The sequence below is a fragment of the Thermus sp. FJN-A genome (assembly GCF_054655095.1).
On record NZ_BAAHSC010000174.1, the window covers coordinates 96,572 to 117,997 of the forward strand.

Genomic DNA, 21,426 nt, shown 5'->3' on the forward strand with positions numbered 1-21,426 from the left:
GAGGGAAAGGGGAACCATGAACCGGGAATTCATAGACGCCATGCAGCAGCTGGCCCTGGAACGGGGGGTCACCACCGAGGAGGTCCTGGAGGCCTTCAAGGAGGCCCTGCGCAAGGCCTACATTAAAAGACAAAAGGGGTACAAGAAGGAGGAGGTGGACGCGGGCAAGGGCCCGGAGGTGGACGTCTACATTGACCCCCAGACGGGCCGCATAGAGATGGTGGAGGTCCGCCGGGTGGTGGAGAAGGTGGAGGACCCCGACAAGGAGATCGCCCTCTCCGAGGCCCTCCAGTACGACCCCGAGGTCCAGGTGGGGGACGAGATGGAGTTCCCCATCGACCCCGAGGGCCTTTCCCGCATGGCCATCCAGGACCTGCGCCAGATCCTCACCCAGCGCCTCAAGGAGTCGGAGCGCAACCGCATCTTCAACGAGTACAAGGACAAGGAAGGCCAGGTGCTCACGGGCGTGGTGACCCGGGTGGACAACCGGGGCAACGTCTTCGTGGAGCTGGGCCGCGGCGAGGCCTACCTGCCGAGGAGCGAGCAGATCCCCACGGAACGCTACTACCCCGGCCAACGCCTCAAGGTCTTCCTGAAGAAGGTGGACCGTTCCGCCAAGGGGCCTTCCCTGATCGTGAGCCGGGCCCACGAGAAGCTCCTGGAGCACCTCCTGAAGCAAGAGGTGCCGGAGATCGCCGAGGGCATCGTGGAGATCAAGGCCATCGCCCGGGAACCGGGAAAGCGCAGCAAGGTGGCGGTCACCAGCCACAACCCCAACGTGGATCCCATCGGGGCCTGCATCGGCCACAAGGGCCAGCGCATCCAGGCGGTCTCCGCCGAGCTGGGCCGGGAGAAGGTGGACATCATCCTCTGGTCCAAGGACCCCAAGGAGTTCATAAGAAACGCCCTCTCCCCCGCCCAGGTGGGCTCCATTGAGCTGGACGCGGAGGGCAAGAAGGCTCGGGTCAAGGTCACCAAGGACCAGCACTCCCTGGCCATCGGCACCGGGGGGCAGAACGTGCGCCTGGCCTCCAAGCTCACGGGCTACGACATCCACTTTGAGGAGGCGGAGATCTCCGACCTGGACGAGGCCATTCGCAAGGCGGCCCAGGAGGAGTCGGAGGCCTCCTCCCGGGCCAAGGAGGAGTTTGAGAAGCTCTTCAAGGATCTCGGGTGATGCGGCACGTTCCCATCCGCATGTGCGTGGCCTGCCGCAAAAGGCGGCCCAAGGGAGAACTCCTCCGCATCCTACTCACATCGGATGGGTTTCAGATAGATCCCACGGGCAAGCTTCCCGGAAGGGGCGCCTACGTCTGCCCCGACAACCCGGAGTGCTGGCAGGAAAAAAAGCTCCGGCGCTTCGCTGGCGCCCGCTCGGGGGCCCTTGCCCAAGCCCTGGCGGCGCTCTTAGGAGGTACGGATGGCCAAAATACGCATCTACCAGCTGGCTAAAGAGCTGGGCATGGAAAACGACGAGCTTCTAGAGCTCCTGGACCAGATGGGGGTGGCCTACAAGTCCCACGCCTCCACCCTCAGCGAGGAGGACGCGGAGGCGGTGCGGGAGCTGGTGAAGGAACAGCGGGGGTTGCAGGAAAAGCTGGCGGAGGAGGAGCGCAGGAAGGCCCTGCCCCGGCGTCCGCCCGTGGTGGTCATCATGGGCCACGTGGACCACGGGAAGACCACCCTCCTGGACTACCTGCGCAAGAGCCGCATCGCGGAGAAGGAGGCGGGGGGCATCACCCAGCACGTGGGGGCCTTTGAGGTGAAGACCCCCCAGGGCGCGGTGGTCTTCATCGACACCCCGGGGCATGAGGCCTTCACCACCATAAGGCAGCGGGGGGCCAGGGTGGCGGACATCGCCGTGATCGTCATCGCCGCCGACGACGGCATCATGCCCCAGACCGACGAGGCCATCGCCCACGCCAAGGCCGCGGGGGCCAAGGTGGTCTTCGCCCTCAACAAGATGGACCTGCCCCAGGCGGACCCCGATCGGGTCAAACGCCAGCTCATGGAGCGGGGTTTCGTGCCCGAGGAGTACGGGGGGGAGGCCATCGTGGTGCCCATCAGCGCCAAGACGGGCCAGGGGGTGCAGGAGCTTCTGGAGATGATCCTCCTCCTGGCCGAACTGGAGGACTACCGGGCGGACCCCAACGCCGAGCCCAAGGGGGTGATCCTGGAGTCCAAGCTGGACAAGCAGGCGGGGATCATCGCCAACATGCTGGTCCAGGAGGGGACCTTTCACGTGGGGGACTACGTGGTGGCCGGGGAGGTGTACGGGCGCATCCGGGCCATGATGGACGCGGACGGCCACCAGCGCAAGGAGGCGGGCCCGGGGAGCGCCGTGCAGGTGCTGGGCTTCCAGGAGCTTCCCCACGCCGGGGACGTGGTGGAGTGGGTGCCGGACATCGAGGCCGCCAAGGAGATCGCCGAGGAAAGGAGGGAGGAGCGCAAGGCCAAGGAGGAGGCGGAGCGGGAGCGCCGGCCCAGAACCATGGCCGACCTCCTCCGGGCCATGCAGGAGGAGGGGAAGAAGGAGGTCAACCTCATCCTGCGGGCGGACACCCAGGGCTCCTTGGAAGCCATCCAGCACATCCTGGCCAAGGAGGGCACGGAAGACGTGAAGATCAACGTCCTCCTCGCCCAAGTGGGGGCCCCCACCGAGTCCGACGTGCTCCTGGCCCAGACGGCGAACGCCGCCATCCTGGCCTTCGGGGTGAGCCCTGCGGGCTCGGTGAAGAAGAAGGCGGAGGAGAAGGGGGTGCTCCTCAAGACCTTCCGCATCATCTACGACCTCATCGACGAGGTGCGGGCCATGGTCAAGGGGCAGAAGGAACCCCAGTACAAGGAGGAGGTCCTGGGGCGGGCCGAGGTGCGGGCCATCTTCCGCCTGCCCGGGGGCAAGCAGGTGGCCGGGTGCATGGTGACCCAGGGAAGGATCGTCCGCAACGCGGAGGTGCGGGTGCTCCGCCGGGGCCAGGAGATCTGGAAGGGCAGGATGGCCAGCCTCAAGCGCTTCAAGGAGGACGTGCGGGAGGTGGCCCAAGGCTACGAGTGCGGGGTGGGCCTCGAGGGCTTCGACGACTTCCAAGAGGGCGACATCATAGAGGCCTTCCAGATGGTGGAGATCCCCGCCTGAGGCAGGCATGGGGCGCCTCCTTCCCCTCTGGGCCGCCATAGCCCTGGTCCTCCAGGGCGTGGCCCTACCCGCCCCAAGGGCGGAGGAGGGGGCAGGCCTTTTGGCCAAGGGCCCGGTCCTGGCCCTCAAGGAGGACCGGGGGAGCGGGGGTTCCTCCCCCCTCCTCTGGACCCCGCCCAAGCCCCCCCGGGCCCTGCCCGGGTACCCCCGGGAGGAGAGGGCCCCCCGGCCCGCCGGCCCCCCGGCAAGGCCGGGGCTTTACCTCCTCTACCTGCGCCTCCAGTTAGACGGGGGCTAGCCTCCTCCCCCGCACCCCGCGCCCGGGTGGGAAGGGGGCGCGGGGGAGGGGCAGAGGCAGCCTTCCCCGGCCCAAGGACTTCTGAACCGCACGAAAGGAAACCCTATGAACCGAAAACCCTTGACCGGTCTTCTCCTGCTGGGCCTTTTCCTCTTGGCCCTCCTCCTCGTCTGGAAGCCCTGGGCGCCCCAGGAGCCCAAGGTGAAGCTGGGCCTGGACCTGAAGGGGGGTCTTCGCATCGTGCTGGAGGCCGCGGTGGAAAACCCCACCCCCGACGACCTGGAAAAGGCCCGCACCGTGCTGGAAAACCGCATCAACGCCCTGGGCGTGGCCGAGCCCCTCATCCAGGTGCAGGGGCAGAAGCGCCTGGTGGTGGAGCTTCCCGGCCTGTCCCAAGCCGACCAGGACCGCGCCCTCAAGCTCATCGGCCAGCGGGCGGTGCTGGAGTTCCGCATCCTCAAGGAAGGGGCCACGGGCACCACCGTGGCCCAGATCAACCAGGCCCTCCGGGAAAACCCCCGCCTGAAGCGGGAGGACCTGGAAAAGGACCTCATCAAGCCCGAGGACCTGGGCCCTCCCCTCCTCACGGGCGCGGACCTGGCGGACGCCCGGGCGGTCTTTGACCAGTTCGGCCGCCCCCAGGTGGCCCTGACCTTCACCCCGGGAGGGGCCAAGAAGTTTAAGGAGGTCACCCGGGCCAACGTGGGCAAACAACTGGCCATCGTCTTGGACGGCAAGGTCTACACCGCCCCCGTCATCCGCCAGGCCATCACGGGGGGACAGGCGGTGATCGAGGGACTTTCGGGCCTCGAGGAAGCCAGCGAAATCGCCCTGGTCCTCCGCTCCGGGGCCTTGCCCGTCTCCCTGGAGGTGGCGGAGATCCGCGCCATCGGGCCCACCCTGGGCCAGGACGCCATCCAGGCGGGGATCCGCTCGGCCCTCATCGGCACCTTGGCCATCTTCCTCCTCATCTTCGCCTACTACGGGGCGAGCCTGGGCCTGGTGGCCTCCCTGGGCCTCGTCTACACCTCGGTGCTCATCCTGGGGCTCCTTTCCGGCCTCGGGGCCACCCTGACCCTGCCGGGCATCGCGGGGCTCGTCCTCACCCTGGGGGCGGCGGTGGACGGCAACGTCCTCTCCTTTGAGCGCATCAAGGAGGAGCTCAGGGCGGGCAAGCGCTTCCGCCAGGCCATCCCCGAGGGGTTCAAGCACTCCACCCTCACCATCCTGGACGTGAACGTCGCCCACCTCCTGGCGGCCGCGGCCCTGTACCAGTACGCCACGGGCCCGGTGCGGGGCTTTGCCGTGATCCTGGCCATCGGCGTGGTGGCCAGCGTCTTCTCCAACCTGGTCTTCAGCCGCTACCTCCTGGAGCGCCTGGGAGAGCGTAGGGAGGTGCGCCCGCCCATGTGGCTGGTGGACCCCCGGGTAAACTTCATGGGCCCCGCCCGCTACGTGACCCTGGCCTCCCTGCTCCTGGCGGTGGCGGCCGCGGGGGTGGTCTTCACCAAGGGCTTCAACTACTCCATAGACTTCACCGGGGGCACCGCCTACACCCTGCGCACCGCCCCCGAGGTAGGGGTGGACACCCTGAGGCACTTCCTGGAGCAAAAGGGCTTCCCCGCCAAGGAGGCGGTCATCACCCAGGTGCAGGCCCCCACCGCCGACTTCCGGGAGTTTGCCCTCAAGCTACCCCCCCTTCCCGACGCCAGGCGCCTGGAGCTGGAACGGCTCTTCACCTCGGAACTCAAGGCCTCCGTGCTCACCTCGGAGACGGTGGGCCCCGCCATCGGTTCGGAGCTGCGCCGGAATGCGCTGATGGCGGTGCTGGTGGGCCTGGGCCTCATCCTCATCTACGTGGCCTTCCGCTTTGACTGGACCTTCGGGGTGGCCAACGTCATCGCGGTGGCCCACGACGTATCCATCGTGGCGGGGATGTATAGCCTTTTAGGCCTGGAGTTCTCCATCCCCACCATCGCCGCTCTCCTCACCATCGTGGGCTACTCCATCAACGACTCCATCGTGGTCTCCGACCGCATCCGGGAGAACCAGAAGCTTCTGAGGGGCGTTCCCTACCCGGAGCTCGTGAACCGCTCCATCAACCAGACCCTCTCCCGCACGGTGATGACGAGCCTCACCACCTTGCTACCCATCATCGCCCTGCTCTTCCTGGGAGGAAGCGTCCTTCGGGACTTCTCCCTGGCCATCTTCGTGGGGATCTTCGTGGGCACCTACAGCTCCATCTACGTGGTGAGCGCCCTGGTGGTCTTCTGGAAAGAGCTCCGCAAGCGGCCAGGCCAAAAAGCGGCCTAAGCCGCTTGGCCTTCCGCCCCGGGTCTACGGGAGACCCGGGGCGTTTGCCTACCCGAGGGCGGCACCCCCGCCTACCCTTCCAGCCCAAGCTCCGCCAAGGCCCGCTGGCGCAGGCGTAGCCCCTCCTCGTAGGCGGGCGTGCCCTGAAGGCGGAGGAGGGCTTCCTCGTCCAAGGGGTCCAGGCGCAGGGCGGCGAGCCAGTCCCCGGGGTGGGGGCTAAGGAGGAGGGCGCGCCGCCGTTCCTCCAGCCAGGCCCGGGACCGCTCGTCCAAAAGGGGGTGGTCCAGGCCCTGGTAGGGGGGCGCCACGGGGGCTTTGGGGTCCCACAGGTCCAGGTAGAGCTCGGGAGCCTCCCGGTTAAGCCCGTAGGGGCGGGTGCGGAGGAAGTAGGGGGCCACCCCCCTGGGACGGCCCGGCTCCAGGGCGCGCACCACCTCCCACCACAGCACGCGAAACTCCCCCGGGGAGACCTCCAAGGCCTCCAGGAGGTCCCCCTTTTCCCACTCCCCCGCACTCAAGAGGGCCAGGAGCAAACGGCTCTTCTCCCGGCGGAAGCGCACCGCCCGGCCCTCCACCCGGACCTCAAACCCCCCCAGGGCGCGGATCTCCAGCCGCACCCCGGGATGGTAGGGGAGGGGCAGATGGCCCAGGCGCCAAAGCGCCCGGCGCACCCGGTGCAGGGGCGGGGCGAAGAGGGTGCGCCCCGCCAAGAAGGGGTAGCGCGCCAGGAGGGGCTCCCAACCATCGGTAAAGGGATAGGCCCTGGCCACCTCCCGCAAAAAGGGGTCCAGCAGCTCCAGGGCGGGTAAGGCAAACACCTCCCCCTGCCGCAGGCGCGCCAGGGCCACCACCAGGGTCATGAACCCCTCCACCCACAGGTCCCCCGCCGCCCGGGAAAGCCGGACCATCTCGGCAAAGGCCCCCTCCTCCCCCAAGGCGGCCAGTCCCCCCAGGGCCTCCACCCCGAGCCGGGCGGGTCCCCCCTCGGCCAGGGCCAAAGCGGCCCGGTATGCGGCCCGGGCTTCCTCGAGGCGGCCCAAGGCCAGGAGAGCATGCCCCCGCCGGGCCTCGGCCAGGCTCAGGCCGAAGGGGCTCCCCAGGGCTTCCGCCTCAAACCGGCCCCGCTCCGCCCACCTAAGGCCCTCCTCCGCATCCCCCGCCACACACTCCAGGAGGGCCCTGAGGAGGCTTCCCTCCCGGTGGTTCTGGGGCGGGCGGTGCAGACCGGGGTCCCTGGCCCCCCGCAACAGGGCCAGGGCCTCCACCGGCCTCCCCTGGCGCAGGAGGAGCCTGGGCCCGGCCAGCCCGAGGTCCGCCGCCGCCTCCACCCGGCCCTCGTTGAGCAGGTTCTCCGCCAGAAGGGGCTTGGCCGCCTCGGGAAACCGCCTGAGGGCCTCTTCCAGGTAAGGCCGGGCCCGGGCGGGCTCCACGGTGTCCAGGAAGAGCCGCACCAGGCCCAGGTAAGCCCGCTCCTCCCCCAGGGCCAAGGCCTTTTGGTAAGCGGCCTCCGCCTCCTGATAGCGCCCCGCCTGGCGCAAGGCCTCGGCCTCCAAGAGGAGGAGGCCTTTCCTCCCTTGGCGTATCCCCGCGGGCAGGTGGGCGAGAAGGCGGAGCACGGTGTAGGTGAGGCCCCGCTCCAGCCAACCAAACCCCTCCTGCAGGAGCAGGTCGGCCGCATGCCCCAACCTTCCCGCTTCCAGGAGAAAGCCCGCGGCCCGCACCGCCTCTCCCCGTTGCAGGGCGGACTCCGCCGCCCGGGAAAGCACGCTCCGGGCTTCGGGCTCCGGGAGAAGGGGTTTGAGGGCGCTCCGAACCAGGGGGTGGAAGACCAACCTCCCCTCCCTTCGCTCCAAGAGCAAGGCCTCGGCGTAGGGCAGAAGGTCCTTGGCCTCCTCCTCCGCCACCTCCCCCAGCAGGGCCAGCCGGGCGGCCTCCTGCAGGAGTTCGCCGGGGAGGCCATAGGCCAGGTACGCGAGCAGGCCCTCTGCGCTCTCCAAGGCCAGCTCGGGCCGAAGCCCCCGGCGCATGGCCAGGAGAACCACCCTCAGGCCCAGGGGCCAGCCCTTCACCAGGGAGAGGGCCCGCTCCACCTCAAAGGCGGGGAGCTCGGGGGCCAAGGCCTTGGCCAGGAGGCAAGCCTCCTGGGGATCGAAGGCCAGCTCCCGCTCGGAAAGCACGGTAAGGAAGGCAAAGGGGGCGGCCTTCCGCGAAAGCAGGAGAAGCCGCAACCCGGGGAGGCGGAGCAGGCCCTGGACCACCCGGAGCATCCCCGGGCTTTCCGCCCGGTGGGCCTCGTCCAGCACCAGGTAGTGAGGTCCCAAGGGTTCCAGGGCCTGGAGGAGCGCCTCCAGGGCCCGGGGCCAGGCCCCGGCCTCCAGGAGCCCCACCACCTCCTGAAGCGCCGCCCGCCCCTGGTAGGCGGCGAGAAGATGCCAGAGGAGGAGGGCGGGGTCTTTGGCCTCCTCCGCCAGGGCCAGATAAACCCCGGGCACTTCCGAGGCCAGGCTGGTCTTCCCGTACCCGGCCCCCGCCGCCAAAACCACCCCGGGGCTCCTCAGGAAAGCCTCCTCCACCAGGCGCAAGGGGCGGACCCGCCGCACCTCCTTGGCGGTCCGGGGGGGGAGGAGCCTCGAGGGGGGCACCGGGTAGGGCATGGATTCATTTTGCCCCCTGTGACCGGGGCAGGGCTACAGGGTATGGCCCCGGTTTTCCGCCTCGCCCCTGCGAGCCTTGAGGCCTCATCTGCGCGCAAAGCGAAACTCCCACCCGCTAGCGGATCATGCAGGATGTGCGCACTACCCAGCTTAGGCACACGGCCGAGGTCTAGGGTCAAATCAAGAAGCGAAGCCCGGGGGAACTTGCGGACACACAGCCCTTGCCAGTAGGCATACCGGGTGACCCGCATAAACGGCTAGGGCCCCGAGATGGCCAATTCGATGCCGTAGACTTGGGCCATCTTCGCCAGGCGCTCCAGGTCCTCGGGCGTGGGCGGACCCGAAGGCGGGGGCAGTTCCTCCCGCTCCGCCGGGCGGCTCATGGCCCGCACAAAGCGCTCGAAGTCCCGGTGGGCGGTGACGGTGAGCCAGCGGGCCCCCTGGGGTGACTCCACCCGGTAGGTGTGGGGCACCCCCTTGGGGGCAAGAAGCTCCTCAAAGGGGCGAAGACGCCGGGTGGCATCCCCCACGACAAGGCGGAGTTCTCCATCCAGAACGACGAAGACCTCATCCTCGGTGTGGTGAATGTGAAGGGGTGGGGAGTCCCCGTAGGGGGCCTGGTGCTCCAGGACGGAAAGGCCATCCTGGCCCTTGCTTTCTGAAACCCATAGGCGAACCAAGGTGTTGAGAAACCAAAGGGCCTGCATAGGCTCTCCTTAGGGGCAATAGGCGAGATGCTCCGCGTGAGGAACGAAGTAGGCGTGGACGTCGTAGTGGGGGATCTCGTACCCCTCGTGTCCATGGGGTTGGAACTCGATGTCCACGTGGTCTATACGATGACCCCGGAAGGGGCTGAGGAGGTTCGTCCATGACTTACCCGCAACCAGATCGCTCTGGGCAATCATGACCTCCACAAAGATGACCCGGTCTCCCACCACGCCATAGATAGGCCCGAAAGGTAAGTCCTTGGGGTTAGCCCAGTGTTCGCCCATGCCGGGAACGCAGGGGCTAATCTGGACGGTGCCTTCTGGAAGCCCAAGCTGCCGTAGCCTGGCCGGGTCGGGTTGCTGGCCCAAAGCCAGAATCACCCACCCCAACGCCAGGGCCGCCCACGCAAGCCATGCCTTGCCGTGCATCGCCACTCTCCTCTCCCCAGGCATCGGTACTCCCTGCCCGGTTTAGGAAAGGTTAGAAGAACCCAGATGACCGGAGGATGACAGGTTCAGGGGGAGTCCAGGCCGGGAAGACCGGCCTCCCGGAGGCTCCTCCGATCGGCAGGGCCCAGGGTGCCGGGAGCAATCCGCTCCAGGAGGGCCTGTACCCCCTCTTCCCCCAGCTTGGAGCCCACCACCGCCACCTGAGCCAGGGCCCTGGGGGCCCCTTCCAAGCCCTCGGCCAGGGCCAGGGCTTCCCGAAAGGCCTCCCGTGCCGCCCCTATCTGCCCCAAGGCCAGCCGAGCCTGGCTGGTGTAGGCCAGGCCCAAGCAGGCGTAGGCCGGGCCCAGATATTGGCCCGGGCGCTCCGCCAAAAGCCCCAAGGCGGCCTCCGGCTCGCGTGCCTCCAGGTAGGCCCGGGCCAGCACCAGCGCCAGGTACTCGCCCCCGTCAAAGGGCCCCAACCTCCGCGCGGCCTCGGCCAGTTCCCGGTGGGCCAGGGGTTCACCCCGCTCCACATCGGCCCCCACCAAGAAGGCCGCCACCAGCACCCGCCAGTAGGGGTCCTGGTCCTGGGCCAGGCCATGGGCCTCCTCCAGCAGGGGGTAGGCCTCGGTGAAGCGGCCCTGCTGGGCATACGCTGCCCCTAGATAGGCCAGCAGGCGGAGGCGCTGGCGGGGATCGGGGAGATCGCGAGCCAGCTCGGGCTCCAGCAGCCTCACCGCCTCGGGGCTCCGCCCCAGGCCCCACAGGGTGGCGGCGTAAGCGGTGAGGGTCAGGTGGATGACTTCTTCATCCCCTAACTTCTGGGCCAAGACGTAGGCCTCTTGCGCGTATCTGGCCGCCCTGAGGTGGTCGCCGATGGCTAGGTGGGTACAGGTCCGCAGGGCCTCCACCCGGAGCCTCAGGGGAAGGGAACTTTGCAGCAGAGCCTCCAGCAGGGCCTCGGCCTCCCTGTAGCGCCGCTCCTCGCGGTAGATGTCGGCCATCACGAGCTGGACCTCGGCCCGGGTGGCCTTTTCCCGGGCATGGGCAAGGGCTTGCTCCAGTACGGCCAGGGCCTCGGCGTAAAGGGCGCGGGCCTGGTAGTCCCGACCGGCAGCCAGCCAGGCGCGGGCGGCCTTCTCCTCCTGGCCGGCCAAGAGCCAGTGCTGGGCGGTGCAGACGGGGTGGGCCCGGGTCTCCTCGAGCCAGCGGGCCACCTGGCGGTGCAGGTGGGCCTGGACAGGAGCAGGAATGCCCTCCAGTACCACCTCCCGCAGGAGGTCATGGGCGAAGCCCCCCTCCCGCAGGATCTGGGCGGCCTCGAGCTCGGCCCAGGGTTGGGCCAGTTGCAAGGGGGGACTCTGCAAGACGGCGGCGGCTAGCTCCAAGCTCAGGTCTTCGCCGGCCACGGCCGCCACCTGGACCAGGCGGGAGGCCGCTGGCGACAGGGAGGCCATGCGGCGGGCGATCAGCTCCTTCGCCTTGTGCGGAACGGGCAGGCGCTGGGGGGTTTCTGGCAGCTCCCCCAATTCCCAGAGCATGCGCAGGGTCTCGAGGATCAAGAAGGGGTTGCCTCCGGTGTGGCGGGAAAGCGCGGGCGCGAGACGGGCGGGCGAAAGGCCCGGAAGCTCCAGGAAGGCCAGCAGGACCTCCACCTCGGGGGTTCTGAGGGGCTCGAGGACGATCCGCACCGCCAGGCCCGCCTCCACCAGCTGGTCCATGACGGCCTGGGCCTCGGCCGGAAGCTCCCCCTGGCGGTAGGCGTTGAGGTTACGGGGCACGCCAGGAGGGGTGGGCACAAACTGGGAAACCAGGTAGGCCCCGGCCTCGGCGCTGGCGGCATCTATGTAGTGCAGGTCGTCCACCGCCAGCGCATCCACGTATGGCCCCACCGCCCGGACCAGCTCCGCCAGGGCCGCGAAGAGGCGAAGCCGATCGGCAGGGCCCTTCTGGGGCTGCGGGACCTCGGGGAAGAAACCCGGGAGGATCCGGGCAAGTTCCCGCCGTGCCCAAGGGGATAGGCGGACATCAGGGTAGCGCTCCAGCGCCTCCCGCCAAACCTGCGCCTGGAAGGCAAAGGGCACCCTTTGGTCCCCTGGCCGGCCCGAGAGCCAGGCGTAGGTCCCCTTGGAGCCAACAAAATCCCGCAGGAGCCGGCTTTTGCCCACCCCGGGCTCGCCGACGAGAAAGACAACCTTGCCAGCCTGCCAAGCCTCTTCCAGCAAGGCCCACTCCCGTTCCCGACCCGCCAGCACCGGCGGCCGCCAGAGCTGAGGGGGAATTTCCCGCCGGGGTCGGGGCCTGGGGGCAGGGAGGACGGCCCCGCGCTCAATCGTGCGCATCAGGTCCTGGGTTTCGGGCAGGGGGTCTACCCCTAACTCGCGCCGCAGCCGTTCCCGGCCGCGATGGTAGGCCGAAAGGGCAGCCCCGCGGTCGCCCAGCAGGTAGTAAAGGCGCATCAGCCGGCGGAGGTGCTCCTCGGAAAAGGGGTCGGCCTGCTGCAGGCGCATCGCCTGGGCCAACGCACCCCGCAGATCCCCCTCCTGCTCTAGCCGCGCGGCCTCGGCCTCCAAAGCCCTGCGCCACAACCCCGCCAGGTGCTCCCGCTCAGCCAGAAGCCAGTCGGCGAAGTCGGGGCAGTCGTCGTAGTCGTAACCCCCAAGCAACTCGCCCGTAAACCCTAGTACCTCGGCATGGCGGCCCTGGAAGGCGAGGAGCACCAATTGGGCCGCATCGGCCTCGAGGCCCTCCGCAAGCCGGAGCGCCTCGCCCCCGCTCGCTACCTCGCACCCCGCCGCCTGGCGCACCCGGTGGAGCGCCTGGGCCAGGTTGTTACGGGCCGTGAACTCCGGGGCCTCGGGCCACAATAGGCCCGCCAGCCGGGAACGGGGGGTGGGGCCCTCCAGGACCAGGTAGGCCAGCGCGCCCGCCACCTTGCGCCCCAGAGGCACACACCTTTCTCCCACCTCCAGAAGCGCATTCCCCAACAGGCGAAGCCGAAACGTGGCGGTACACCTCCCAGGTTCCCCCAGTATAGGCGGCGAACCGGAATCCCTGTGTAACGGACGTGTAACACATTCCCTCTACCCTGAGGGCAGATGTACGTGCATAGCCTTGGCGTCTACCTGCCGCAAGACCGCTTGACGGCGGAAGCGATCGCCGCCCTCTCCGGGCTCCCCGTGGAGGTGGTGCGGGAGAAGCTGGGCCTCCTGGAGAAGCCCATCCCCGGCCCCGAAGACCACCCGGCGGAGATGGCCGCCCAAGCGGCAAGGAGGGCGCTTGTGGCCGCAGGCCTGGCCGGGGAGAAGGTGGACTGGGTGCTCTCGGTGGTGGAGGAGTACAAGGACTACCCCATTTGGGCCACGGCCCCCTACCTGGCCCTAAAGGTGGGGGCCTCCCGGGCCAAGGGGCTGGACCTGAACCAGAAGTGCGCTTCCCTCATGGGGGCCCTCGAGGTAGCCCGGGGCCTCTTCGCCACCCGGAGGGAGGTGAACGTGGTCCTGGTGGCGGGAGGCTACCGCAACGGCGACCTCGTGGACTACCGGGACCCCCACACCCGCTTCCTCTACGACCTGGCGGCGGGCGGGGCTGCGGCGGTCCTCACCCGGGAGGGGCCGGGCCTCAAGCTCCTCGGCCTCGCCCACCGCATGGACCCCGAGCTGGCCCTCGCGGTCAAGGTGCCGGTGGGGGGTACCAAGGCCCCCCTCACCCCGGACACCCTCCCCCACTACCGCCTGCAGGTGGAAGACCCCGAGGCCATGAAGCGGCGCCTGGATGCCACCTCCATCCCCACCTTCCTGGAGGTGGTGCGGGAGGCCTTGGCAGAGGCGGGCTACACGGAAGCCGACCTGGACTACTTGGCCCTGCTGCACATGAAGCGCTCCGCCCACCGTGCGGTGCTGGAAGGGTTGGGCCTAGGCCCGGGCCAGTCCATTTACCTGGAAACCTTCGGCCACCTGGGGCAGTTGGACCCCATCCTCTCCCTGAAGCTGGCCTGGGAGCGCGGGCTGATCCAGGCGGGCAGCCTGGTGGCCCTGGCGGCGGCGGGGGTGGGCTACTTTTACGGGGCTGCGGTCTTGCGCCTAGAAGGGAGGCTCCATGTTTGAACCCAACTGGCTGGGACGCCTGGCCCGGTACCATCCGGGGCGGCCTGCGGTGTGGTTCGGGGGCGGCTGGCTCACCTACGGGGAGCTCTACCTGAGGGCGCGGGAGGCGGCGGGGACCCTACGGGCCCTGGGGGTCGCCAAGGGGGACCGGGTGGGGCTTCTCGCCTGGAACCACCCCGCCTACCTGGACCTCCTCTTCGCCGGGCCCCTCCTCGGCCACATCCTGACCCCCTTTAACCACCGCCTAAGCCTCCCCGAACTCCAGGCCCTTTACGCCTACACCGAGCCCAAGGTGCTCTTCTACGGGGAAGGGTTCCAGGAGGTGGCCCGGGCCCTGGACCCAGGCGCCCTCCCCCTCGAGGCCCTCTCCCAAGGCGCGGAGGCCCCCGAGGAAACGCGGGTGGACCTGGAGGACCCCGCCCTCCTCCTCTTCACGGGCGGCACCACGGGCCTGCCCAAGGGGGCCCTCCTTCCCTACCGGCAGATCCTGGTGAACGCGGTCCAGACCGCATTCTCCTGGGGCCTCTCCCGGGAGGACCGGTACATCCTGGCTACCCCCATGTTCCACGCCGCCCTGAACGCCCTGGCCACCCCCCTCCTTTACCTGGGGGGCAGCGTGGTGATCCAGGAGCGCTTCCGCCCCGAGGAGTACCTAGAGCTCGTCCGCGCCCTGAGGCCCACCGTCCTCTTCCTGGTGCCCACCATGTTCCAGATGCTCCTGGAAAGGCCCGAGTTCGCCCAGGCCGACCTCCTTGGCGTGCGCTTCGCCATCTCCGGGGGTGCCCCCTGCCCGGCCCCGGTACGGGCGGCCTTCCGGGCAAAGGGGGTGCGCTTCAAACAGGGCTATGGCCTCACGGAATGCGGGGTGAACTGCTTCACCCTGGAGCTGGAGGAGGCCGAAGCCCATCCCGAGAGCGTGGGCCGGCCCATGCCCCACCTCCGGGCCCGCCTGGTACGGGAGGACGGGAAGGAGGCGGGGCCAGGGGAGGCCGGGGAGCTTTGGCTCTCGGGGAGCGCGGTCATGAAGGGCTACTTTCGCCGACCGGAGGAAAACGAAAAGGTCTTCGTCTGGGACGGGGAAAGGCTTTGGCTCAGGACCGGGGACCTGGCCTACCGGGATGGGGAGGGGCGCTACTTCATCGTGGGGCGGAAGAAGGAGATGTTCATCTCCGGGGGGGAGAACGTCTACCCGGTGGAGGTGGAGCAGGCCCTCTACGACCATCCCGCGGTGAAGGAGGCGGCGGTGGTCGGGGTCCCCGACCCCAGGTGGGGGGAGGTGGGGGTGGCCTTTGTGGCCCTCCGCAAGCCCGTGGCAGCGGAAGACCTGCGGGCTTTTCTGCGAGAGCGCCTGGCGGGGTACAAGGTGCCCAAGCACCTGGTGTTCTTGGCGGAACTCCCCAAGACCGGGCCGGGCAAGGTGCAGAAGGAGGTCTTGAAGAGGATGTGGGAGGAGAGCCATGGCCAAGCTTAGGCACCGCGTCCAAGGGGAAGGCCCCCGGGTGGTCCTCCTGAACGGCCTCTTCCAGCGCCTGGAGAGCTGGGACCCGGTCCTCCCCTACCTGGAGGGCTTCACCCTCCTCCGCTACGACATGCGGGGCCAGGGAGAAAGCGAGGCCCCCGAGGGCGCCTACACGCCTAGGGCCCATGCGGAGGACCTCTTGGCCCTTCTGGACCGGATCGGCTGGCGGGAGGCCGCCCTGGTGGGGCTCTCCAACGGGGGCATCGTGGCCCTGGAGGCGGCCCGGATGGCCCCTGAAAGGGTCCGGGCCCTCATCCTCGCCTGCACCACCCCCTACCTGGACCCCGTCCTCCGGGCCAAGGTGGAAAGCTGGCTCCACGCCCTACGGGCGGGGGGAACCCTTCTCCGGCTCCGGGTGGCCCTGCCCTGGGTCTTCGGGGCCCGCTTTCTCAATGCCCACCCGGAGCTCTTGGACGAGGAGGGGCTCCGGGCCCTCGCCGCCCAGGCGCCCACCGAGGCCGCCCAAGAACGGCTCCTCCTGGGGTTTTTGACGTTCTCTGACCTCCGCCCGGGGCTTAAGGGCCTCCACCTGCCCGCCCTCGTCCTCTACGGGGAGGAGGACCTCCTCTTCCCCAGGCCCTACGCCGAGGTCTTGGCCGAGGCCCTTGGGGCAAGGCTCTCCCCGCTTCCCACGGGCCACGCCGCCCCCCTGGAGGACCCCCCGGCCTTCGCCCGGGCGGTCCGGAATTTTTTGGAGGACATCTATGCTTAGGCACCTCGAGGCAGGAAGCGGAACCCCGGTGGCCTTGGTCCACGGCAACTTCGCCTGCAAGGAGTGGTGGCTGGGCCTTCTGGAAGACCCCCCGAAGGGGGCACGCCTCTTGGCCCCCGACCTCCCCGGCTTTGGGGAAAGCCCGGCTCCCGAGGGCTTCTTGCCCTCCATCCCCGTCTACGCCGAGGCCCTCCGGGACTTCCTGCGGGGAGTCGGGGCCGAGGAGGCCATTCTGGTGGGCCACTCCCTGGGGGGTGCGGTGGCCATGGAGGCGGCGGGCGATGCCACCTTGGGCCTCGTCCTCATCAACCCTGCCTCACCCACGGGCCTCGCCACCCCGGAAGCCTACTACCCCGTCCTAGAGTCCTACCGGGAAAACCGCGAGGCCCTGGGGAAGGCCCTAGAGGCCATGGCCCCCACCCAAAGGCCCCCCTGGTTTCCCGGACTCGTGGACTGCGCCCAGAGGATGCACCCCACCCATTTCCAGGGGAACGCCCGGGCCCTTGCCCGGTGGCGGGCGGGCCGGGCCTACGCGGGGCCGGTCCTCGTCCTCTACGGGGCCTTGGACCCCTTGATCTCCCGGGAGATGGCCGAGGCCACCGCCGCCTTCTTCCCCAGGGGAAGGCTGGAGGTCCTGGAAGGGGTAGGCCACTCCGTGAACCTGGAGAACCCCGGGCTTCTCAAAGCCATCTTGGAGCGCTTTCTCAAGGAGGTGGGCCCATGAGGTTCCAGGTGGGCGACAGGGCGAGCTACACCCAGACCCTTTCCGAGGCTCACGTGGCCCTCTTCGTGGGGGCGGTGGGGGACACCAATCCTTTGCACGTCAACGAGGTCTACGCCCAAAAAAGCCGCTTCGGAAAGCGCATCGCCCAGGGTATCCTGGTGGCCGGTCTCATCTCCACGGTGATCGGCACCAAGCTGCCCGGGGTAGGGGCCATCTACCTCTCCCAAACCCTGCGCTTTCTGAAACCCACCTACCTCGGGGACACCATCACCGCCACCGCCATCGTCAAGGCGGTGCGGGAGCGGGAGAAGGGGGGTTACGTGCTCACCTTGGAAACCTTCTGCGATAACCAGCACGGGGAGAGGGTTATAGAGGGGGAGGCGGTGGTCCTTTACGAGGAACCTCAGGGCAACGCGCCCTAGGGACAAGGAAGGAGGTAGCGATGCGTACAAGGTTCGGACTTGTGGTTCTCTTGGCAGGGTTCGCCTGGGCCCAGACCTCCCTGAAGGTGGGGGTCATCCTGCCCCTCTCCGGGGCCTCCTCGGTCTCGGGGAAGGCGGCCCTCAACGGCATCCAACTGGCCGCCGATGAGGTCAACGCCCAGGGCAAGGTGAAGCTGGAGCTGGGGGTGGCCGACGATGGCACCGATGCGGCCAAGGCCGTTCCCGCCTTCACCAAACTCATGACCGTGGACCGGGTGGATATCGTCATCGGGGGCCTGGCCAGCGGGGTCACCTTTGCCCTCTCAGGCCCGGTCAAGCAACACGGCCCCCTCTTCCTCTGCATCGGGGCCGCCAGCTCCGTGGTGGAGCAGGCCTTTGAGGGTTATCCCCTCTTCTTCCACTACCACCCCTGGGACTACCACAACGTGGCCGCCGCTTTGCAGTTCTTCCAGTACCTGAACCGGGAACAGGGGGCCAAGAAGGTGGCCATCCTCTACGAGGACGGTCCCTTCGGCTCCGCAGGGATCGGGGTCTACAAGCAGCAGCTAGAAAAGCTCGGCTACCAGGTCCAGGCGGAGCCCTTCAAGACGGGAAGCGGCCAGTTCACCCCCATCCTGACCCGTTTCCGCAGCTTCGCCCCCGACATTCTCTACTGGATTGGTTACGATGTAGATGCGCTCCCCATCGCCACCCAGGCGCGGCAGGTGGGCCTCAGGCCCAAGCTCATCTACGGGGCCCCGCCCTCCTGGCCCATCGGGTTTGAGAAGAACCCCCTCTCCAACGACATCGCCGGGATGACCGCCTGGTTGCCCACGGTAGCGAACGCCGAGTCCCGCCGCTTCGTGGAGGCCTACCGCAAGAAGTACGGGGAGGTCACGGAGGAGTACATGGCCCCCATGGGCTACACCATCGTTAAGAGCCTGGCCCTGGCCGCCGAAAGAGCAGGCAGCGCCGACAAGAACCGCCTGGCCGAGGCTCTGGCCGGCCTCCGGATGAACACCCCCTTCGGCCCCCTGGCTTTCAAGCCCTCGGACACGGGACGGACCAGGTACCAGGGGTTCGGCCCAGAGATCTGGTTCCAGTTCCAGTATCTGCAGGGCACCCGCCGCCCCGTCTTCCCCAAGGAGAAGGCGGCGAGGCCCCTGCGCTACCCCGGGGAGTACCACCTGCGCTAAAGGGCTAAGGAGAGGGCCGTGGAGCTTTTCCTGCAGACCGTCCTCAACGGCCTCCTCATGAGCGGGGTCTACGCCCTGGTGGCCACGGGGCTCGCCCTCTCCTTGGGGGTGGTGGGCATCGTCAACTTCGCCCACGGGGAGTTCCTCATGGTGGGGGCCTTTCTCTCTTACCTCCTTTTCGCCTCCCGGGGGGTGGACCCCCTCCTTTCCCTGGGCCTGGCCTTCCTCGCCGCCTTCCTGGTGGGGGCCCTCACCTACCACGGCCTGATCCGCCCGGTGCTCAGGGCCCCGGAGCTCAACCAGATGCTCCTCACCTTCGGCCTCTCCATCCTCCTGCAGAACCTGGCCCTCCTCCTCTTCGGCGCCGACACCCGGGTGGTGGCCCCGCCCTACCAGGCCACCGCTCTTTCCCTGGGGCCCTTCTTCCTGGGGGCCGTGCCCCTGGGCGCCTTCCTCCTTTCCCTCCTCCTCCTCGTGGCCCTACAAGGCTTTCTCACCCGGACCCGGCTGGGCCTGGCCGTGCGGGCCGTAGCCCAGAACCGCCAGGCCCCCGGGCTCCTGGGTATCGAGGCGGAAAGGGTCTACCTCCTCGCCTTCGGCCTCTCCGCCGCATTGGCCGGGGTAGCGGGGGTGATGCTCTCGGTGATGCTGTACGCCAGCCCCACCGTGGGCTTCCTCTATACCCTAAAGTCCTTTGCCATCGTGGCCCTGGCCGGCTTGGGGAACCTCAAGGGGGTGGTCCCCGCCGCCTTGGTCCTGGCGCTGGCGGAAGCCCTGGTGAGCACTTACGTACCCGGGGGCGGAGGGCTGGTGGAGGCGGTCTTCTTCCTGGTGCTGTTCCTGGCCCTGGTGGGCCGGGCCTGGAGGGCGGCATGAAAGGGGTCCTGGCCTTCCTCCTCCTCTTTGCTCTCCTGCCCTTCCTACCCCTTGGAACCTGGCAGGCCTTCCTCCTGGACGTGGGGTTCTTTGTCCTCGTCTTCACCGCCTTGGCCCTCTCCTGGGACCTGGTGGCCCGCACGGGACAACTCTCCTTGGCCCACGGGGCCTTTTTCGGCCTGGGGGCCTACGGCGCGGGGCTCTTGGCCCCCCAGGTGGGCACCCTCCCCGCCCTCCTCCTGGGTGCGGGCCTTTCGGGGTTAGGAGCCCTGCTCCTCGGGTCGGTCACCCTCAGGCTCCAAGGCCTCTATTTCGCCATCGCCAGCCTGGCCTTTAGCGAGGTCCTCCGCACCCTGGCCCTGAAACTTCCCTTGACCGGGGGGCCCATGGGCCTGCCCGTGCCGCCCCCCTTCGGGGGAGGGTGGCCCTTGGCCAGCTACGGCCTGGGTTTTGGCGTGCTCCTGTTGGCCACGGCCCTAAGCCTTTGGGCGGAGCAAAGCCCCTTCCGCCTGGCCCAAGCCGCTACCCGGCAGTCCGAGGCCGTGGCCCGGGTCCTGGGGGTAAGGGTGGTACGGGTTAAGCTCCTTTCCCTCTTCCTGGGAAGCCTGGTGGCGGGGTTGGCGGGCGGGGTGTACGGCATGAAGGCTCTCTTCCTCTCCCCTTACGATGCCTTCAGCCTGGGCCGGGCAGTGGAAGCCCTGGTCATCCCCATCTTCGGGGGGCTCTACACCACCTTGGGCCCCCTCCTTGGGGGGGTGGTCCTGGTGGGTTTGGAGCAGGCCTTGAGGCTTTGGATCCAGGAGGGCTACCTGGTGGTCTACGGGGCGCTTCTCATCCTGGCCATCCTCTTCCTGCCCCGGGGCCTGGTGGGCTTGCTGGGAGGGCGGCGTGGCTAAGGTCTTGGAGGTTAAGGGGGTCAGCAAGCGCTTCCTGGGGTTACTGGCCCTCAAGGAGGTCCACCTTTACCTGGAAGAGGGTGAAATCCTGGCGGTCATCGGCCCCAACGGGGCGGGCAAGAGCACGCTCCTCCACGTGATCTCCGGCCTTCTGCGCCCGGACCAGGGCCAAGTTTTCCTCCTCGGGCGGGAAGTGACCCACCTCCCCCCGGAGGCCCGCACCCACCTGGGCCTGGGCCGGGCCTTCCAGATCGTCCAGCCCCTCCCCGAGCTCAGCGTGCGGGAGAACCTCCTGGTGGGGGCCCTCTTCGGCAAGCCAAGGACCTCCAAGCGGGAGGCCGAGGCCTGGGTGGAGGAAGTCCTCCGGCTCACCGGCCTGGCTCCCCGGGCCCAGGCGCTGGCGGCGGAGCTCACGCTCCTGGAGGACAAGCGGCTGGAGCTCGCCCGGGCCCTGGCCACCAGGCCCAAGGTCCTCCTTCTGGACGAGGTTATGGCCGGCCTCCGCCCCAAGGAGGCGGAGGGGGCGGTACACCTGGTGCGGCGCATCCGGGATAGCGGGGTCTCGGTCCTCTTCATCGAGCACATGATGCCCGTAGTCCAGGCCTTGGCTGACCGGGTGGTGGTCCTGGACTACGGGGAGGTGATCGCTACGGGTAGCTATGCGGAGGTGGCCCGGGAGGAGCGGGTGAGGGAGGCCTATTTGGGGAGGCGGGCATGAGGCTCGTGGTGGAGGGTTTGGAAACCGGCTACGGGAAAGCCCAGGTCTTCTTCGGCGTGGACCTAAAGGTGGGCGAGGGGGAACTGGTGGCCCTCCTGGGGGCCAACGGGGCAGGCAAGACCACCCTTTTGCGCGCCATCTCCGGCCTGCTCCGACCTTGGCGCGGCAGGGTGCTTTTGAAGGGGCAGGACCTCTCGGGCCTCTCCCCCGCCCGGAGGGCCCGGCTCGGCCTGGGCCACGTCCCTGAGGGCCGTCAGCTCTTCCCCCTGATGACCGTGGAGGAGAACCTGCGCCTGGGGGCGGCTTTCCTAGCCCCGGGAAGGGAGAAGGAGGGGTATGAGAGGGTCTACGCCCTCTTTCCCCGGCTCGCCGAGCGTAGGCGGCAGCTTGCCGGAACGCTTTCCGGCGGGGAGCAGCAGATGCTCTCCATCGCCCGCGCCCTCATGGGCTTCCCCCGGATCCTCATGGTGGACGAGCCTTCCCTGGGCCTTTCCCCCAGGCTCGCCGAGGAGGTGCTCCTGGCCCTGAAGGGCGTGGCCCGGGAAGGGGTAGGGGTGCTCCTGGTGGAGCAGAACGCCGCCCTTTCCCTGGATGTGGCCGAAAGGGCCTACGTGGTGGAGCACGGGCGCGTGGTCCTGGAGGGCTCCGCCCCGGCCCTGCGCCAAGACCCCCGGGTACGGGAGGCGTACCTAAGCCTCTGACGAAGCAATTGGCCCT

At 68.8% G+C, this 21,426-nt stretch carries 19 protein-coding genes; 15 read left to right on the forward strand and 4 right to left on the reverse strand.

Going from position 1 to position 21,426, the window contains the following annotated elements:
• The first annotated feature begins 16 nt into the window (after window positions 1–16).
• The 5 genes from nusA (at window position 17) to secD (ending at window position 5,747) form a co-directional block, all read left to right on the forward strand.
• A complete protein-coding gene (gene nusA, locus ACYQ0J_RS06090; protein ID WP_460171280.1) occupies window positions 17–1,177 on the forward strand; it encodes a transcription termination factor NusA in 1,161 nt (386 codons plus the stop codon).
• Complete coding sequence (locus ACYQ0J_RS06095) at window positions 1,177–1,452, forward strand: YlxR family protein (RefSeq protein ID WP_460171281.1); 276 nt, start codon at window positions 1,177–1,179, stop codon at window positions 1,450–1,452. The genes nusA and ACYQ0J_RS06095 overlap by 1 nt, the downstream gene beginning before the upstream one ends.
• Window positions 1,421–3,136, forward strand: coding sequence for a translation initiation factor IF-2 (gene infB / locus ACYQ0J_RS06100; protein ID WP_460171282.1), 1,716 nt, complete (start codon window positions 1,421–1,423; stop codon window positions 3,134–3,136). Before ACYQ0J_RS06095 ends, infB begins: the two co-directional genes overlap by 32 nt.
• Before the next feature lie 7 nt (window positions 3,137–3,143).
• Window positions 3,144–3,434 carry a hypothetical protein gene (locus tag ACYQ0J_RS06105; protein ID WP_460171283.1) on the forward strand — a complete coding sequence of 97 codons (291 nt, stop codon included), beginning with the start codon at window positions 3,144–3,146 and terminating at the stop codon, window positions 3,432–3,434.
• A 105-nt stretch (window positions 3,435–3,539) separates the two neighbouring features.
• Window positions 3,540–5,747, forward strand: a complete 2,208-nt coding sequence (gene secD, locus ACYQ0J_RS06110; protein ID WP_460171284.1) for a protein translocase subunit SecD — start codon at window positions 3,540–3,542, stop codon at window positions 5,745–5,747.
• A 71-nt stretch (window positions 5,748–5,818) separates the two neighbouring features.
• On the opposite strand, the gene ACYQ0J_RS06115 is transcribed toward secD, so the two are convergent.
• From ACYQ0J_RS06115 to ACYQ0J_RS06130, 4 genes are all read right to left on the reverse strand, one after another.
• The gene (locus tag ACYQ0J_RS06115) at window positions 5,819–8,401 is read right to left on the reverse strand and encodes a hypothetical protein (RefSeq protein ID WP_460171285.1); all 2,583 of its coding nucleotides are present in this window, start codon (window positions 8,399–8,401) and stop codon (window positions 5,819–5,821) included.
• A gap of 257 nt (window positions 8,402–8,658) precedes the next feature.
• A complete protein-coding gene (locus ACYQ0J_RS06120) occupies window positions 8,659–9,108 on the reverse strand; it encodes a cupin domain-containing protein (RefSeq protein WP_460171286.1) in 450 nt (149 codons plus the stop codon).
• A 9-nt stretch (window positions 9,109–9,117) separates the two neighbouring features.
• Window positions 9,118–9,561, reverse strand: a complete 444-nt coding sequence (locus ACYQ0J_RS06125) for a hypothetical protein (protein WP_460171287.1) — start codon at window positions 9,559–9,561, stop codon at window positions 9,118–9,120.
• A 62-nt stretch (window positions 9,562–9,623) separates the two neighbouring features.
• Window positions 9,624–12,491 carry an ATP-binding protein gene (locus ACYQ0J_RS06130; protein WP_460171288.1) on the reverse strand — a complete coding sequence of 956 codons (2,868 nt, stop codon included), beginning with the start codon at window positions 12,489–12,491 and terminating at the stop codon, window positions 9,624–9,626.
• 147 nt (window positions 12,492–12,638) lie between these two features.
• Between ACYQ0J_RS06130 and ACYQ0J_RS06135 the strand changes: the two genes are divergently transcribed.
• The 10 genes from ACYQ0J_RS06135 to ACYQ0J_RS06180 are packed head-to-tail and all read left to right on the forward strand — an operon-like array spanning window position 12,639 to window position 21,410.
• Entirely contained in the window at window positions 12,639–13,646 is a 1,008-nt protein-coding gene (locus ACYQ0J_RS06135; protein ID WP_460171289.1) for a 3-oxoacyl-ACP synthase, read from the forward strand.
• Window positions 13,639–15,117, forward strand: coding sequence for a class I adenylate-forming enzyme family protein (locus ACYQ0J_RS06140; RefSeq protein WP_460171290.1), 1,479 nt, complete (start codon window positions 13,639–13,641; stop codon window positions 15,115–15,117). Before ACYQ0J_RS06135 ends, ACYQ0J_RS06140 begins: the two co-directional genes overlap by 8 nt.
• Window positions 15,104–15,877: an alpha/beta fold hydrolase gene (locus ACYQ0J_RS06145; RefSeq protein WP_460171291.1), complete on the forward strand. Its 774-nt coding sequence runs from the start codon at window positions 15,104–15,106 to the stop codon at window positions 15,875–15,877. Before ACYQ0J_RS06140 ends, ACYQ0J_RS06145 begins: the two co-directional genes overlap by 14 nt.
• Window positions 15,870–16,601, forward strand: a complete 732-nt coding sequence (locus ACYQ0J_RS06150) for an alpha/beta fold hydrolase (RefSeq protein WP_460171292.1) — start codon at window positions 15,870–15,872, stop codon at window positions 16,599–16,601. The genes ACYQ0J_RS06145 and ACYQ0J_RS06150 overlap by 8 nt, the downstream gene beginning before the upstream one ends.
• Window positions 16,598–17,023 (forward strand): MaoC family dehydratase, encoded by a 426-nt coding sequence (locus ACYQ0J_RS06155; RefSeq protein WP_460171293.1) that lies wholly within the window; start codon window positions 16,598–16,600, stop codon window positions 17,021–17,023. Before ACYQ0J_RS06150 ends, ACYQ0J_RS06155 begins: the two co-directional genes overlap by 4 nt.
• A 20-nt stretch (window positions 17,024–17,043) precedes the next feature.
• Window positions 17,044–18,219, forward strand: coding sequence for an ABC transporter substrate-binding protein (locus ACYQ0J_RS06160; RefSeq protein ID WP_460171294.1), 1,176 nt, complete (start codon window positions 17,044–17,046; stop codon window positions 18,217–18,219).
• 18 nt (window positions 18,220–18,237) lie between these two features.
• Window positions 18,238–19,095 carry a branched-chain amino acid ABC transporter permease gene (locus tag ACYQ0J_RS06165; RefSeq protein WP_460171295.1) on the forward strand — a complete coding sequence of 286 codons (858 nt, stop codon included), beginning with the start codon at window positions 18,238–18,240 and terminating at the stop codon, window positions 19,093–19,095.
• Window positions 19,092–19,991, forward strand: coding sequence for a branched-chain amino acid ABC transporter permease (locus tag ACYQ0J_RS06170; RefSeq protein ID WP_460171296.1), 900 nt, complete (start codon window positions 19,092–19,094; stop codon window positions 19,989–19,991). The genes ACYQ0J_RS06165 and ACYQ0J_RS06170 overlap by 4 nt, the downstream gene beginning before the upstream one ends.
• Window positions 19,984–20,709: an ABC transporter ATP-binding protein gene (locus ACYQ0J_RS06175; RefSeq protein WP_460171297.1), complete on the forward strand. Its 726-nt coding sequence runs from the start codon at window positions 19,984–19,986 to the stop codon at window positions 20,707–20,709. The genes ACYQ0J_RS06170 and ACYQ0J_RS06175 overlap by 8 nt, the downstream gene beginning before the upstream one ends.
• Window positions 20,706–21,410, forward strand: coding sequence for an ABC transporter ATP-binding protein (locus ACYQ0J_RS06180; protein WP_460171298.1), 705 nt, complete (start codon window positions 20,706–20,708; stop codon window positions 21,408–21,410). The genes ACYQ0J_RS06175 and ACYQ0J_RS06180 overlap by 4 nt, the downstream gene beginning before the upstream one ends.
• Window positions 21,411–21,426: the final 16 nt, after the last annotated feature.